Below are 15,275 nucleotides of genomic sequence, written 5' to 3' on the forward strand. Positions count from 1 at the left end.
CGCCTGACAGGCTTTCAGTGAAGACATCGCGCATCGCGCAGGAGCAATCATGACCGTGGCCTTAGTGCTGCATCGCGCCGACGGCGCACCCGTTTCAACCGAGTTCCGCAGGGCGGCCTTCGGCAATGACGATCCCTTTGCACGACAGCGCGAAATCGCATGGGAAGGAGCCGACTCCGTGATCGCTGGTCGGGCCAGCTTCATTGGTGAGCTCGATGTCGCGAGCTTTCCTCACATTGAAACCATCGTTGTGGTGGAAGGAGAGCTGACCCTGACCGCGGCCGGGGCGGCACCGCTGGTGCTCGGTCCACAAGCGGGCGCTGTCATCGGCTGCGGTACCGCGCTGCGCATCCACGCTGCATCCCGCGTGCGGTTTTCGTTTTGTGCGGCGGCTTGCGGGGAACCGACCAACCCCGGCCTCATCCCCTTGCGCGCCAAAGCCGACTTCAAGCCGTCCACACCGCCGCCGGCGGAGACGCTGCTGGGCCCGTCCCCCCAATGCCGCAGCGACAATGTCTTCACCGACGAGGGCGCCCGGTACCTCGCGGGCACCTGGGACTCAACACCCTACCACCGGGTCGTCCGTCCGCATCGCGTCAACGAATTCATGCATCTGCTGGCAGGCAGCGTGCGGTTCGCAGCCCCGGATGGCAGCGTGCTGTCGGTGGGCGCCGGAGATGCGCTGTTCGTGCCCCGGGGCGCACCGATCGGGTGGGAAAGCAGCGATCGCGTGGCGAAGTTCTACGTGGTTCAAAGCGTCCAGGCTTGAATCGACGAGCGAGATACATCATGTCCCCTCCGCTGTACCACATCCAAACTTCGCCCACGCTGCCGGCTTCGGCTGACGTCGTCGTGATCGGCGGCGGCATCATCGGCGTCTTTACCGCCTACTACCTGGCCAGGCGCGGCGTTTCGGTCGCCTTGGTCGAGAAGGGGAGGATCGGCGCCGAGCAATCGAGCCGCAATTGGGGCTGGTGCCGGCAGCAGAACCGCGATGCTCGCGAACTGCCGTTAGCGAGCAAGAGCCTTGATCTCTGGGAACGCTTTGGCGCCGAAAGCGGGGAAGACACGGGTTTCCATCGCTGCGGGCTCTTGTATCTCAGTAACGACGAGGCCGAGCTATCCCGGTGGTCCAGTTGGCGCGATTTTGCAAAGACGGCCGGCGTGACAACCTACATGCTCGATAGCCAGCAAGCCGCCCAGCGGGGGCAGGCGACCGGGCGCGCCTGGAAAGGCGGCGTCTTCTCGCCCAGCGATGGCACCGCCGATCCTGGCAAGGCTGCACCGGCCGTGGCAGCCGCGCTCATCAAGCTCGGTGGCAGCGTCCAGCAAGATTGCGCCGCCCGCGGCATCGAGACGGAAGGCGGACGAGTCAGCGGCGTTATCACGGAAGCCGGAGTCATCAGGACCAGGACCGCCGTGCTGGCCGGCGGCGCCTGGGCCTCCTCGTTCTGCCGCCAGCTCGGCATCCGTTTTCCCCAGGCTTCGATCCGTCAATCCATCCTCAGCGTTTCCCCTGTGGAGCGTCCCTTGCCCGATGCCCTGTATACGACAGGCGTGTCCGTCACGCGCCGCAGCGACGGACGCTACGCACTGGCCATCAGCGGCCGCGCACGCGTGGACGTGACGCCACAGTTCATGCGATTCGCCCCACAGTTCGTGCCCATGTTTGCCAAGCGCTGGCGCAGCCTTCTTCCGGGAGGCCTGGAAGGCATTCGTGGTGGGCACGAAACGCTCAAGCGGTGGCGGCTCGATGCGCCGACCCCAATGGAGCGAGTGCGCATCCTGGATCCGAAGCCCGATCCGGCGACGGTCAGGGAGACCCACCGTCGCGCTCTCGAACTCCTGCCTGAATTGCGCGAAGCAAGGATCACGGACGCCTGGGCCGGCTTTGTCGACAGCACGCCGGATGGTGTTCCCGGCATCGGCGAACTGCCATCCATACCGGGCTTCATCCTGGCGGCGGGCTTTTCGGGACACGGCTTTGGCATCGGCCCTGGCGCCGGCCACCTTATCGCGGACCTCGCCACCGGTGCCGAACCGATCGTTGATCCCTTACCGTACCGGCCCGAGCGGTTCAGCGACTCGGCATGGGGCAAGGTCGCTGATTTCTAGGCTGCGCCTGCGACGCGACCGATCACGCTCGAACAGCTGGCCGGACTTTGACTCCATTTTTTTAGTACCTGAAGATCGCACCATTCCGCTGCGCGCGGAAGTCGACCGATGGCTCGCGCAGCACTACTGATCTCTCCATTGACCACCCGAAGGGGCTTCCATGATCCGGCGCATTGCCTTCATCCATACCGTCGCGATGCTGGTCGAGCGTTTCCGTCCGCGCTTCCAGTTGGAACTGCCAGACGCAGACTGCTTTCACATGCTGGACGAAAGTGTCCTGCAGGATCTGATCCGGCAAGGTCCTTCAAGCGGCATCACGCGCCGCATCGTCACACTCTCACAGGCGGCAGTTGATGCAGGTGCCGAGCTGATCGTTTTCACGTGCTCTTCGACTTCGCCGGCCATCGATACGGCGCGCCAGACGGTAAGTGTGCCGATCCTCAAGATCGATGACCCCCTTTACGCCCGCGTGGCAAGCTCCCCGGGCCGCGTCGGTCTGATCTGCACAACCTCGTCGACGGTCGCACCGAGCCGGGCACTGTTGACTGCGCACGCGCAGAACGCCGGCCGGGTGATCCCGGCGGAGAGCGTCCTGTGTGCGGCGGCATTCGATGCCCTGGCCAGTAGCCAGCATGACCTGCACGATCGCATCGTGTGCGAAGCTGCAGCAGAGTTGGCGCCACGCGTCGATCGCATCGTCCTGGCGCAAGCCTCGTTGGCGCACTTGAGCGAACCGCTCGCTGACCAACTGGGGCTGCCGGTGTTCGCGAGCCCGGAACTGTTGGTGCAGGAGGTGGTCGCCCGGGTGCGGGAGTCGGCCTGATACTTGCCCGCCATGGCCGAAGCCACTGCCCCTCTCATACTCGAGCCTTGAAGGAACTGATGGCCTTGTGCCCATGGCCTGGCCACAGGTTTAGGTCATGGAAGAGGAATGCAGGGCTCGGCGCGGCACGCGGCGAACGGCACGATAGTCATCGCTTGGCCGTGATCCTTCTCGGGCAGCAAACTGTCCTTCGCTCGCAACACGGAAAAGCCATAACCATCTTGCTCGGCTGCATCGCCGACGATGTCACCGGGTCTGCAAGAGGCTCGGGGGGCGGGGGTCTACTTACCCCTTGCGTTGGCGGTACACGGCTTGCGGGACACTATCCTGGTAGTCTCTAATGACTAGTGACAGGTTAGGCGGTCAGAGGGTGATATGCGCTGCACAAAGTGCGGATTCGATAACCCTGCGGGCGGACGCTTTTGCGAGGCATGCGGACAGAGCCTCGCCCGGCTATGCCCACGATGCGGCCATGAGTCAGGTGCCGACGCAAGATTCTGTGGCCTTTGCGGCGTATCCCTTCCTGATTCCCCCGCCGGTCAATGCCCGCCAGTTTCCGCCGCGCCCGTTTTCTACACGCCGCCGCACCTTGCCGAGCGCATTCTTGCCGAGCAGGCGGCGATGGAGGCGAGGGGGCAAGCAGACGGCGAACGCAAAACCATTACGGCTCTTTTTGCGGACATCGCGGGGTCGACGGCCCTGATTCAGAACCTCGATCCCGAGGAGGCACGTGAGTTAATCGACCCGGTGGTGGCCTTGATGATGGAAGCCGTTCACCACTATGAGGGGTATGTTGCCAAATTCCTGGGCGATGGGATCCTGGCGCTGTTCGGGGCGCCGATCGCCCACGAGGATCACCCGTTGCGGGCCCTGTACGCCGCGCTGCGCATGCAGCAAGCGATGCACCGCCATAATGACCGTGCCCATCGGGAGACAGGCTTGCCGCTGCTGATCCGCGTTGGCGTTCATACCGGCGAAGTGGTGGTGCGTTCGATCCGAAAGGATGACCTGCGCACGGACTACGACCCGGTGGGGCACACGATTCATATCGCGTCACGGATGGAAGGGGTCGCAACACCCTCATCGATCCTCGTCAGCGAAGCAACCCATCGGCTGACCGAAGGCTACTTCGAATTCCGAAGCCTGGGAACCATTTCCGTCAAGGGCATCCAGCAACCGCTTGCGGTGTACGAGGTTGTCGGCGCTGGCGCGCTGCGTACCCGCCTGCAAGTGGCGGTGCATCGCGGTCTGGCGCGATTCTTCGGCCGCCAGGCGGAATTGCAGCGTTTGCAGGAGGCGCTGGATTCGGCAAGGCAGGGTCATGGGCGGGTCGTCGGCGTAGCGGGCGAGGCCGGCGTCGGAAAATCGCGTCTGTTTCATGAGTTCAAGGCACGGGCTCAGCAGGGCTGCAAGGTGCTCGAGACCTTTTCGGTTTCGCATGGCAAGGCGTTCCCCTATCTGCCCTTGATTGACTTACTCAAAGCGTACTTTGATATTGCCGCGCAGGATGACGACCAGCAGATTCGCGACAAGGTCAATGGCAGGCTGCTGGCGATCGATTGCGCGCCAGAGGAACTACTTCCCTACCTGCTCTACCTGCTGGGAACCAGGGAGCGGGGGTCGGCCCTGCCGATGATGGAAGCTTCTATTCGCCGGCAAAGAACGTTTGATGCCATTGTGCGGCTGCTAATGTGCGAGAGCGAGATTCAACCGCTCATGGTGCTGTTCGACGACCTGCAATGGCTTGACAGTGAGACGGAGGCTTTCCTCAATGTCCTCGCCGATCACGTGCCGAGCGCAAGCATCCTGCTGCTCGTCAACTACCGCCCGGAATATGCCCAGGTTGCAGGCATACCCTGCCACCTCAACCTGCATCTGGAGCCATTGGGGCAGGTGGATGCACAGGGATTCCTCACGGCACTGATGGGGGATCATCCCTCCCTCGAGTCGCTGAAGCGGGAAATCCAGGCCAAGACAGAGGGCAATCCCTTCTTCATGGAGGAAGTCGTCACCACGCTAGCCGAGGAGGACGTCCTGCGCGGCGAGCGGGGCAACTTCCGGCTGGAGCAGTGCATAGTGTCACTACATATGCCGACCACAGTGCAAGGCGTGCTTGCCTCACGCATTGACCGCCTTCCGCCCGTGCAGAAGGAGTTGCTGCAGACGCTTGCGATCATCGGCAAGGAGTTTACGCTGAGCCTGGTCCGACAAGTCACGGCGCTACCGGATCAGGCACTCCATGCAATGTTGGGCGAGCTGCAGATGGGTGATTTTATCTACGAGCGTCCGGCATTCCCGGAACTCGAGTATGCGTTCAAACATGCGCTGACCCAGGAGGTTGCCGCCAGTTCGCTGCTGAGTGACCGGCGCAGTGCGCTGCATGAGCGCACGGCCCAGGCCATGGAGATGCTGTTTCCCAGCAGCCTGACGGATTACTGCAGCGAACTGGCGCACCACTACAGCAAAAGCGGCAATACGCGAAAGGCGATCGAGTATCTGGGCCTTGCGGGACAGCGCGCCGCACAGCATTCCGCTCAGCGCGAGGCGATTCGTCATTTCAATGACGCGCTGGAACTGCTCAGATCGCTGCCAGACTCTCCGGATCGCGCGCGCGACGAGCTCAACTTGCTGCTGAATCTCGGCATTGCGTATATCACGGCGCGAGGGCATGGGGCGCCCGAGGTAGAAACGATCTATACGCGCGCGTTGGCCTTGTGCGAACAAGGAGCGGCAACGCCACAGCGCTTTTCGGCGCAGTTGGGATTGTGGTCTTTCTATCTTCTGCGGGGTCAGCTTTTGACAGCGCAAGCCTTGGCAGAAGGGCTGCACTGCCTCGCAGAGGACAGCGGGGATCCGGAACAGGCGGCTGAGGCGCAGCGCATGCTGGGCGTCACCCGATTCCGGCGGGGCGAGATCGTTATGGCTCGCACACATTTGGAACAGGCCCTGGCGCTGCACCGGCCCGCGCAGCACGCATATGCTCATCTGCTCCGTTACGCACGGAACCCCGCGGTCCATATGCGCAGCTCCCTGAGTTGGGTGCTTTGGTACCTCGGCCTGTCGGCACAGGCCTGTGCCCGAAGCGAGGAGGCGATCGCATTGGCCAGGCAGGCCACCGATCCATTCGGTCTCACCCTCAGCCTGACCTTCGCAGCCGAGTTGCATCAGCGCCGGCGCGACACGCAACGGGTATTGGAGTGCGCGGAAGCCGCGATCGCGCTGTCGGAGGAACATGGCTTCCAGCTCTATCTGTCCTGGGGGACGATATTGCGCGGCTGGGCGCTCGCGGCGAAGGGTTCACCCGAAGACAGTATCGCGCTGATGCGCCGCGGCTTTGACGGCCTCGAAGCCTCCGGCGCGGTATTGGGACGACCTTCACTCCTGGGATTGCTGGCGGATGCTTATCGGCAGGCTGAAGATGGCGACTTAGCGCTTCGCGTGCTGGGCGAAGCGCTGGCCATGGTGGCCAATACTGGCGAGCGCTTTGATGATCCTGCGTTGATCCGGCTCAAAGGCGAGGTGCTGCTGCAGATGGCGGGTGAGGAGGGTTCGTCTGCAATCGTCCATGAAGCCGAGGCATGTTTTGGCAAGGCGATGGAGTTGGCCCGCGACGAGGGTGCCAACGCCATCGAGTTTCGATGCGCGGTGAGCCTGGCCGACCTGTGGCATCGCCAAGGTAAGGATGATGCGGCGCGGCGATTGCTGGCGCGCGTGCAGGGTCTTTGCACGGAAGACATGAATTCCGTGGACTGGAATCAGGCCAGACAGTTGCAGGAAGAACTGTCCTGAGGCCTACGCCAGCCCCCTGAGCCAGACAGCTACGCTTGCCCGCCGAAACTGATCCGTTCCACTGCGTGGGCAATGGCTTCGCCCATTTCCGTGGTCGAGGCATTGCCGCCCAGATCGGCTGTGCGCGGACCGTGGATCAAAACATGCTCGATCGCGGCAAGAATCGCGTCGTGCGCTTTCCTTCCGGCGTCGTTATCGGTGTCGAGGAAATCGAGCATCATGGCGCCTGACCAGATCATGCCGATGGGGTTGGCAATGTTCTTGCCGTAAATGTCGGGCGCGGAGCCATGCACCGGCTCGAACAGCGAAGGGAATGTGCGCTGCGGATTCAGGTTGGCCGAAGGCGCCAGCCCCAGCGTACCGGTGCAGGCGGGGCCGAGGTCCGACAGGATGTCGCCAAACAGATTGGACGCCACCACCACGTCGAAGCGCTGCGGCTGCAGCACGAAGCGGGCGCACAGAATGTCGATGTGCTGCTTTTCCCAGCTGACATCCGGATAGTCCTCCGCGATAGCGGAGGCCCGGCGGTCCCACCACGGCATGCTGATGGCAATGCCGTTGCTCTTGGTGGCAACCGTAACATGCCTGCGTTGCCGCTGCTGCGCCAGATCGAATGCGAATCGGAGTGCGCGATCCGTGCCGTGCCGCGAGAACACGGCTTGCTGCATGACGACTTCGCGTTCCGTGCCTTCGTACATCACACCACCGACCGAAGAATACTCGCCCTCGGTATTCTCGCGCACGATGATCGTGTCGATATCCCCCGGTTTCTTGCCCGCCAGTGGGCAAGGCACGCCTTCGAACAGGCGGGCGGGGCGCAGATTGATGTACTGGTCAAACTCCCGACGGAACTTCAGCAGCGAGCCCCACAGCGAGATATGGTCCGGCACGATATCGGGCCAGCCCACGGCACCGAAGTAGATGGCATCCATGCCGGCAAGCTGCGCCTTCCAGTCGTCCGGCATCATCTTTCCGGTGGCTGCGTAGTAATCGCAACTTGCCCACTCGATATGGGTGAAGTTCAGGCCGATACCAAAGCGGCTCGCGGCGGCGCCGAGCACGCGCAAGCCTTCCGGCATGACCTCCTTGCCGATGCCATCTCCGGGGATCACCGCGATGTTGAAAGTCCGGGTCGTCATGACGATTTCCTGTGAAATAAGAGACTGCGCCATGGCCCTGCCAAGGCCGCGCCAATGACCGCTATTGTAGAAGCGGTGTTTCAGCGGCACATTGCGTATTCCTGCCGCGCGACAGAAGGAAATCCTTTATTCGTCGTCGTGTCCGGCATGCTGTGCGTGGGCAAGGCTTGCATGCCGGCCAGCGTGCGCTTCCCTGTGGGGCCGCATCCGCGGATTCAGAACTGGTATCGCAGTCCGGCGACAAATTGCCGTCCCAGCCCCGGCGCGACGGCGAGGTTGCCCCACGACGCGGGATAGTAGGCCTTGTCGAACACGTTATGAACGTCCAGGAAGACGCGCGTGCGGCGATCGACCTGCCAGTAAGTGACTAGCTTCACGGTGGCGTAGGCGGGCAGTGAATAGGTGTCAGTGGCATTGCCGGAGCGCGATCCCACATAGACGAGACCTGTGCCGATGCCGTACCGCCCGCCGAACACGGGCATGGCGTCTTCACGAATCGCGAGCAGGCTCGCGCTGACCTTGGGAATATTGGTCAGGCGGGTGCCGGGCGCGATGGCGTTGTCCTCAGTGACTTTTGCGTTCATCAGGGTAAAACTGCTGCTGATGCGCCAGTGCTGGTCCAGCTGGCCGAAGGCGTCGATCTCGAGCCCGCGGCTTGTGGCTTCGCCGGCGGCGATGTTGAAGTTAGGGTTGGTCGGGCTGCGCGTCAGGACGTTGTTCTTGCGAATATCGAAGACCGCGAGTGTTGCACCGAGGCGAGCGTCCTCGGACTGCCATTTCAGCCCGGCCTCGATCGCGCGCGCATGCTGGGGGTCGAACGCATTGCCTGCCTCGTCCACGCCGCTGTTGGGGCGGAATGACTTGCCAAGTGACAGGTATGCCGAGAGTTGGGCCGTGGGCAGCCACGTCAGGCCGATCCTGGGCGACACGGCAGTCTGGCTCTGGCGTGTCGATGTGGCGGTAAGCAGGTTATCGACCGATTGGTGGTAGTTGTCGAACCGGACGCCCGCCATCAGCTTCCATTGGTCATTCAGCGAAACTTCGTCCTGAAGGTAGGCGCCAAGGTTTCGCTGGTTTTCGCGTGTCGAGATGCTTGGCGATACCGGCGGTTTGGCTTGTCCGTATACCGGCTCGTAGATATCGATCGCATACGGGTTTGCCGCCAGGCTCGAATAGAAAATGTCCATCCCCATGTACAGACGCGAAGCCTCGACACCAACAAGCATCCGGTGAGCCAGTCCACCCGTATGGAAGTTGCCTTCCACCTCGGAGTGGGCCGACGTGTCGCGTGACGGTAGCGTTCGCCAGCTGTTGCGTCGTGTGAGCGTGCGACCGTCCGCCAGCACGCTGCCGAACTCCGCCGCATAGCCTTCGAAGCCCGATTCCTTGTAACTGACGCCCAGCCTGGCCCGCCAGCCAGGGGCGACTTCGCGGTCCAGCGTCAACTGATGCGTGTTGCTGGAAAGATGAAGGTTAGGGTCGTTCGGCTCCTGAAGGTAGCGGTCGCGGGGAAGGGTCAGCTCTCCGTTCACATTGACGAGGCCACGGTCCAGAGGCGTGCGCACGCGCATGAATTCCCCCTCGTACTGCACCAGGGTGCGCTCGTCGGGCGCCCAGGCGAGTGCGGGGGCAACCAGATACTTGTTGCTGTCGATCAGCGAGCTTCGGCTGGCACTATCCTCCGCCATGACATTGAGACGATAGGCCAACTGGTCGTTGATGGGGCCGGTGGTGTCCACCGTGGCACGCGCGAAGCCAAGCGTACCGGCACTGAGTTCCGCTGAAGTTGCCCGTGTGAAGCGAGGCTTCTTTGTGACGATGTTGATGGTGCCGCCCGGTTCGCTACTGCCGTACAACGCCGCGGCAGGGCCTTTCAGGAATTCAAAGCGCTCGACCGTCGCGGCATCGCGCATCGGATTGTAGCCGCGCGATCCGGGAAAGCCGTTAACCAGGTATCCCATGTCCGTGCTGCTGAAGCCACGGATGGCATAGTTGTCCCAGGTTCCCCCGAAGTCATTGAGGCGTGCCACCCCGCTGACATAGTCCACCGTGTCGGCAAGGCGCGTCGCGCCCAGGTCGTCGATCAGTGCCGACGTGACCACGCGCACTGACTGCGGCACTTCCCGCAGCGGCGTCTCGGTCCGGGTTGCACCGCTGGCCTCGGCAGCAACGTATCCGCCTGTGCCGCCATTCGCGCTGACGCGGACTTCTGGAAGTTGGGCCGAGGCTGCCACGTCCTGCGCCTGGGCAAGCGCTGCATTGGACAGAGGAAACAGGATCAGGCTGGCGCGACAGGCATGGCTGGCGATGCGCCTGGCGTGAGAGGGAAATGCTGGCATGAGCGAGACAAAGGCAAGAGGCGCCACAATGTAGCGGCGCAAATGAGAGGAATTCTCATTAACCTATTTTTTGCGTGGGAATTGTCAGGCACGGATGGTTGCGTGCTAGCGCGGGCAAGGCCATACAGCACGGCCCACCTGGCGGGCGCTGCGTCGACACGAGCGTGGCACGGGAGCCCAACAATCTGCTCGCGCGGTGGAGCAGAACTCAATTCACTGCGGTACGCCCCCCCGCGATCGCCACAATCGTTGGTGCTACTGCTCTTAACCTAGGAACGATGCAGCACTGCCTGGCTGCTGCCCTCCCTCTCTGTTCCGCACCCCTCTCAGGATCGCGCCAATGGCCTTTCGCAGTCACGAAGTCTTGCCTCTGCATCCCTTTTCTACGGGGACCAGACATGTCGCTACAGCGGGGACCCGCCCGTGACCTGGCAACGCATCGCCGAACCGGTAGCCGATCTGCTGCCGGACCTCGTGGCGCTGCGCCGCGACCTGCACGCCAATCCGGAGCTGGCTTACGAGGAGCACCGTACGGCCGGCATCGTGGCGCAGTCTCTGCGCCTGCTGGGTCTCGCGGTGCACGAGGGCATTGGCGGCACCGGTGTGGTGGGCACGCTGCGCGCCGGTCGTGGCACACGCAGCGTGGGCTTGCGCGCGGATATGGATGCCCTGCCGATGGTGGGACTGGGCCGCGTAGCCCATGCCAGCCGCACGCCCGGCAAGCATCACGGCTGCGGGCATGATGGCCATACCAGCATGCTGGTGGGTGCGGCTCGCCAACTCGCGCGCAGCGGCATCGATGGCACGGTTCACTTTATCTTCCAGCCTGCCGAAGAGGGCAAGGGCGGTGCCCGCCGCATGATCGATGACGGCCTGTTCGAGCGCTTTCCTTGTGACAGCGTCTATGCCTTGCACAACTGGCCGGACTTGCCGCTGGGCCATGCGCAGACGCTGCCCGGCGCGATCATGGCGGCAGCAGATCGGTTCGATATCGTGCTGCGCGGGCGCGGAGGACATGCCGCGCAGCCGCACCATACCGCAGACGCCATCCTTGCTGCCAGCCACCTCGTGTCGCAACTGCACACCATCGTCGCGCGCCGCATCGATCCGGCTGAGTCCGCCGTGCTGTCAGTCACGCGGATCGAAGGTGGCCATAGCCACAACGTGTTACCGGCCGAGGTGCGGATCACCGGCACGGTGCGCAGCTTCAATGCCGCGTCGCAGGACCGGATCGAGACGGCCCTGCGTGCGATGGCCCAAGGCGTCGCGATGGCGAGCGGCGCCGAGGTTGAAGTGGACTACGACCGCTATTACCCGGCCACGGTAAACAGCCCTGGCGAAGCATCGCTGGCGCTGGATGCGGCACGTGCCGTCGGCTTGCAGGCACAGATGGCGCCGCGCGCCGCATTTACCTCGGAGGACTTCGCCTTCATGCTGCAGCGCAAGCCCGGCGCCTATCTCTGGCTGGGTCAGGGTCGCGCCGAACCGGGTCCGGATGGCGAGCGGCCCCTGCACCATCCTTGCTATGACTTCAACGACGACGCGCTGGCACTCGGGGTGCGCTGGTTCTGCGAAGTCGCCCGGCGCGCGCTGGTTGCCGCGTAACGTTTTCCCCTGACCTAACCTGGAGTACTCATGCCTATCACCATCATCCGCCAATCGGCCACCGTCGATGGTTTCGCACAGCAGGGCACGCCTGCACGCCCGCTCACCCAGCCGCCGGCCCAGCTCAGCGGCATCGACGTCGATCTGGACGGCGCCGGCGATAACCAAGCCGGACTCTGGGAATGCACGCCGGGGCGGTTCGAGCGCCAGATCGCCAATGCCGAGGTCATGCACATCCTCGCTGGCGCCTGTACGTTCACGCCCACGCATGGGCAGCCGCAGCAGGTCCGTGCAGGCGATACGCTCTTCTTTTCCGCTAACACGACCGGCGAGTGGCACGTGACAGAAACGCTGCGCAAGGTATTCGTGGTGCTGTCGGACTGAGGCCTGATGAAGTTTCAGGCGGAAGCGAAATATTGCCGGTTCCGCCTATCGTCCTCGCAGCAAACCGCGTCGCCCGTTGCGACGAGCAATGCAGCCGATTGCGATGCATACTGTGTCAGCTGGTTTCCTGAAGCGCCCGCGCGCCGGCAAAGCGTCCGATGGCATACGGCTCGAGCGGAATGGAGGTACGGCCGGTGGTGATCAGCTCGGCCATGGTCTCGCCCACGCCCGGGCTGATCGCGAAGCCTTCGCCGTTGAAGCCGAAGGCGTAATGCAGCCCGGGCACCCTGGTGCTCGGGCCGATCACCGGCTGCAAGTCGGCGGTATAACCTTCGATCCCGCTCCACACCCGAATCAGTTGCACATGCTCGAAGGCCGGCACGAAGCGGCGCAGCTCGCGTAGTTGGCGCAGAACGTTGTCGGGCTTGACGTAGGCACGGATGGGGTCGATCAGCGCGGGTCCCTTGAGGCCGCCGCCGAAGACGATGTTGCCGCGCGCGACCTGGCGAAAGTACAGGCCCTCGAGCTCAATCGGCGACGAGATGCCGATCGAGGGACCGATGGCATAGGGCAGCGGCTCGGTGACGCCCATCTGCGGCCCGCGTGCGTCCAGCGGCACGGCTTCGCCAAACTGGCTCGCCATGCGGTTGGACCATGCGCCGCAGGCCACCAGCATTTGTGGCGCGCGAAAGCGCCGGCCATCGGCGGTGTGGGCAAGGAAGCCGCCGCCGTCGTGCTCTACCTGCATCACCTCGGCATGCTCGACAACCTGCGCGCCGGCGCGGCGCGCGGCGCGCGCAAAGGCGGGGCCGGCCAGGCGCGGGTTGGCATGGCCGTCCTGCGGCGAATAGGACCCGGCCACGATGCCGGGCGCAAAAATGCCCCAGCGCTGGCGCAGCTGTTCGGCGGTGTAGAGCTGCAGGTCCAGCCCGAGCGGCTTCACGTCACGGACATGCTGTTCGAGCACGGCCGCCTGCTGTTCCGTGTAGCACACGCGCAGGTGACCGTAGGGGACGAACTCGAGGTCCTCGCCCAGCAATTCCTTCACGCGGCCCCAGACGGCGCGCGCTCGGTTGGCGAGTGGCATCTGGTGCAGCGCGCGGCCCTGGCGGCGAACGTTGCCAAAATTGGTGCCGCTGGCCTGCCGCCCGATCAGCTCGCGCTCGAGCAGCACGGCCGAGAGACCATGCTGGCGCAGGAACAGAGCGGTAGTGGTGCCCATCAGGCCGCCGCCGAGGATCAGCACGTCGGCGTCATGGGTGCGGGTTGCCGTGCTGCTCATGCCTTCACCTCGCGGGTATTCATCATCAGCGGCTTGACCGGTGCCTGCGAGCGCAGGCGGCAGACTTGCTCGACCGGGATGCCGCAGGTGTGCGCCACGATCTCGGCCGCGGCATGGCCGCAGAAGCGGCCCTGGCAGCGGCCCATGCCGACGCGGCTGAAGGCCTTGGCGCGGTTGACTTCCTGGCTGTCGAGCTCGGTCACGCAGCGGCGCAGCTCGCCCGCGGTCACCGCCTCGCAGCGGCACACCACCGCGCTATCGGGCAGGGTGGCGGCCTGCGCGTGCGGCCACGGGAAGGCGCGGGCCAGGCCCTGGCGGAAGCGGTCCATCTTGTCGAGGGTGCGGCGCAGCGTCGCGGCTTCGCTGCGATAGAGGTCGCGGCCGCGCGCGTGCCCGAGGTCGGCCAAGGCCGCCAGCGCCGCGAGCCGGCCTGCGGCCTCGGCGCCATCGGCGCCCAGGATGCGTGCGCCATCGCCGGCCAGGTAGACGCCGCGGGTGCTGCTGCGGCCATCGACGTCGATGCGCGGCAGCCACTGGCGGCTCACGGGTTCGAAGGCGAACTCGCAGCGCGCGAGGTCGGCCAGCTGCGTCTCGGCGCGCAGGTGCCAGCCCAGCCCCACGGCGTTGCACGCGAAGCGCTGCGTGCCCCCGTGTGCATCGCGCACGGTGACGCCCTGTACACCCGCTTGCTCGGAGCCATCGATGGCCAGCGGCGTCACGCCCTGCAGCACCGGCACGCCGGCCGACTTGAGCGCGCGGATCAGTCCGAGGCCGCGTAGCGCGAGCCGCGGTCGCGCCAGCAGCCCGGTGATGGCCGCCCATGACCGGGTGGCCGGCGCGGTGTCGAGCACCGCGACCACATGCGCGCCAGCCTGCACGTACTGCGAGGCAACCAGGTAGAGCAGCGGCCCGCTGCCGAGGAAGACGACCTGGGAGCCGATGGCGCAGGCCTGGGCCTTGAGCGCGATCTGCGCGGCGCCCAGGCTGTAGCAACCGGCGCGGTGCCAGCCCGGCACCGGCATGAGCCGGTCGGTGGCGCCCGAGCACACCAGCAGCGCATCGAAGGGCAGCGCCAGGGGCTGCGCGTCGCGCACCACGTGCAACTCGCCCTCGGTCAGGTTCCATGCCAGCGTGTCGGGGTGGTAGTCGATGCGCCCGCGCAGCGCGTCGAAATCGCGGTGCAGTGCCTGGGCCTTGGCCGCCTCGGTGCCATAGAGCTTGGCGTAAGAGCGCTTGAAGCCGTCAGGCTGGCGGCGGTAGATCTGTCCGCCGTCGCGCCGGCCTTCGTCGACCACGGTGGGGCGCAGGCCCGCCTGCACCAGGGCCTGGGCCGCGCGCACGCCGGCAGGCCCGGTGCCGACCACGACGATGCGCGGAAAGGATGCGGGCGCGTTCATGCGACGGCTCCCTGGCGATGGCGTGCGAGCGATTCCTGCAGGTCCGGCGTCGCGGGCCAGTGGTGCGCGGGCGGGCGTGTCAGCACCTCCATGCCGGCCTCGGCGGGGGTGGAGCAGGCGCGCAGGCGCTCGCCGGCGGGGGTCCAGACCCAGCAGTCCTGGCAGGCGCCCATCAGGCAGAAGCCGGCGCGGGGGCCGTCGCCGAACTCGCTGTCGCGCACGCGCCGGCCATGGGTGAGCAAGGCGACCAGCAGCGTGTCGCCGGCCAGCGCAGTGGCGGCGACGCCGTCGATGCGCAGCGTGATGGTAAGGCGGTCGGATTCTGCCAGCCGGACGAAGCGCGCAGGCAGCGGTGGAGAAAGAGCGGGCATGGCGTTTGCTCGGAAAGTATGACGGGACTGT

The 15,275-nt window shown here is 64.9% G+C and carries 11 protein-coding genes; 6 read left to right on the forward strand and 5 right to left on the reverse strand.

Annotated elements, in window-relative coordinates; translation table 11 throughout:
* Window positions 1-49 precede the first annotated feature (49 nt).
* The 4 genes from K309_RS0124800 to K309_RS0124815 all read left to right on the forward strand — a co-directional run bounded on the left by K309_RS0124800 (window position 50) and on the right by K309_RS0124815 (window position 6,727).
* Window positions 50-769 (forward strand): cupin domain-containing protein, encoded by a 720-nt coding sequence (locus tag K309_RS0124800; RefSeq protein WP_029048912.1) that lies wholly within the window; start codon window positions 50-52, stop codon window positions 767-769.
* Between the two features lie 20 nt (window positions 770-789).
* Window positions 790-2,115, forward strand: coding sequence for an NAD(P)/FAD-dependent oxidoreductase (locus K309_RS0124805; protein WP_029048913.1), 1,326 nt, complete (start codon window positions 790-792; stop codon window positions 2,113-2,115).
* 160 nt (window positions 2,116-2,275) lie between these two features.
* Entirely contained in the window at window positions 2,276-2,938 is a 663-nt protein-coding gene (locus K309_RS0124810; protein ID WP_029048914.1) for an aspartate/glutamate racemase family protein, read from the forward strand.
* A gap of 375 nt (window positions 2,939-3,313) precedes the next feature.
* Window positions 3,314-6,727, forward strand: coding sequence for an adenylate/guanylate cyclase domain-containing protein (locus K309_RS0124815; RefSeq protein WP_029048915.1), 3,414 nt, complete (start codon window positions 3,314-3,316; stop codon window positions 6,725-6,727).
* Window positions 6,728-6,756: 29 nt separating this feature from the next.
* Here the strand turns inward: K309_RS0124815 and K309_RS0124820 are convergent, their stop codons facing one another.
* A complete protein-coding gene (locus K309_RS0124820; RefSeq protein WP_029048916.1) occupies window positions 6,757-7,866 on the reverse strand; it encodes a tartrate dehydrogenase in 1,110 nt (369 codons plus the stop codon).
* A gap of 215 nt (window positions 7,867-8,081) precedes the next feature.
* A complete protein-coding gene (locus K309_RS0124825) occupies window positions 8,082-10,205 on the reverse strand; it encodes a TonB-dependent siderophore receptor (RefSeq protein ID WP_029048917.1) in 2,124 nt (707 codons plus the stop codon).
* A gap of 423 nt (window positions 10,206-10,628) precedes the next feature.
* Between K309_RS0124825 and K309_RS0124830 the strand changes: the two genes are divergently transcribed.
* Together K309_RS0124830 and K309_RS0124835 are read left to right on the forward strand one after the other, a co-directional pair.
* Window positions 10,629-11,810 (forward strand): M20 aminoacylase family protein, encoded by a 1,182-nt coding sequence (locus K309_RS0124830; protein WP_029048918.1) that lies wholly within the window; start codon window positions 10,629-10,631, stop codon window positions 11,808-11,810.
* 30 nt (window positions 11,811-11,840) lie between these two features.
* Window positions 11,841-12,194, forward strand: a complete 354-nt coding sequence (locus tag K309_RS0124835; protein WP_029048919.1) for a cupin domain-containing protein — start codon at window positions 11,841-11,843, stop codon at window positions 12,192-12,194.
* Window positions 12,195-12,309: 115 nt separating this feature from the next.
* Here the strand turns inward: K309_RS0124835 and K309_RS0124840 are convergent, their stop codons facing one another.
* Genes K309_RS0124840 through K309_RS0124850 form a run of 3 tightly spaced genes read right to left on the reverse strand, consistent with a single transcriptional unit; the run spans window position 12,310 to window position 15,244 of the window.
* Window positions 12,310-13,476: an NAD(P)/FAD-dependent oxidoreductase gene (locus tag K309_RS0124840; protein WP_029048920.1), complete on the reverse strand. Its 1,167-nt coding sequence runs from the start codon at window positions 13,474-13,476 to the stop codon at window positions 12,310-12,312.
* Window positions 13,473-14,873, reverse strand: a complete 1,401-nt coding sequence (locus tag K309_RS0124845; protein ID WP_029048921.1) for an FAD/NAD(P)-dependent oxidoreductase — start codon at window positions 14,871-14,873, stop codon at window positions 13,473-13,475. The genes K309_RS0124840 and K309_RS0124845 overlap by 4 nt, the downstream gene beginning before the upstream one ends.
* A complete protein-coding gene (locus tag K309_RS0124850; protein WP_029048922.1) occupies window positions 14,870-15,244 on the reverse strand; it encodes a (2Fe-2S)-binding protein in 375 nt (124 codons plus the stop codon). The genes K309_RS0124845 and K309_RS0124850 overlap by 4 nt, the downstream gene beginning before the upstream one ends.
* Between the last annotated feature and the right edge of the window lie 31 nt (window positions 15,245-15,275).

The sequence above is a fragment of the Cupriavidus phytohabitans genome (assembly GCF_000426345.1).
Taxonomy (GTDB): domain Bacteria; phylum Pseudomonadota; class Gammaproteobacteria; order Burkholderiales; family Burkholderiaceae; genus Cupriavidus.

Bases quoted from the DNA above. Each gene is read 5' to 3' on its own strand.
- K309_RS0124800 (WP_029048912.1), top strand. From the start codon at position 50: ATGACCGTGGCCTTAGTGCTGCATCGCGCCGACGGCGCACCCGTTTCA.
- K309_RS0124805 (WP_029048913.1), top strand. From the start codon at position 790: ATGTCCCCTCCGCTGTACCACATCCAAACTTCGCCCACGCTGCCGGCT.
- K309_RS0124810 (WP_029048914.1), top strand. From the start codon at position 2,276: ATGATCCGGCGCATTGCCTTCATCCATACCGTCGCGATGCTGGTCGAG.
- K309_RS0124815 (WP_029048915.1), top strand. From the start codon at position 3,314: ATGCGCTGCACAAAGTGCGGATTCGATAACCCTGCGGGCGGACGCTTT.
- K309_RS0124820 (WP_029048916.1), bottom strand. From the start codon at position 7,866: ATGACGACCCGGACTTTCAACATCGCGGTGATCCCCGGAGATGGCATC.
- K309_RS0124825 (WP_029048917.1), bottom strand. From the start codon at position 10,205: ATGCCAGCATTTCCCTCTCACGCCAGGCGCATCGCCAGCCATGCCTGT.
- K309_RS0124835 (WP_029048919.1), top strand. From the start codon at position 11,841: ATGCCTATCACCATCATCCGCCAATCGGCCACCGTCGATGGTTTCGCA.
- K309_RS0124840 (WP_029048920.1), bottom strand. From the start codon at position 13,476: ATGAGCAGCACGGCAACCCGCACCCATGACGCCGACGTGCTGATCCTC.
- K309_RS0124845 (WP_029048921.1), bottom strand. From the start codon at position 14,873: ATGAACGCGCCCGCATCCTTTCCGCGCATCGTCGTGGTCGGCACCGGG.
- K309_RS0124850 (WP_029048922.1), bottom strand. From the start codon at position 15,244: ATGCCCGCTCTTTCTCCACCGCTGCCTGCGCGCTTCGTCCGGCTGGCA.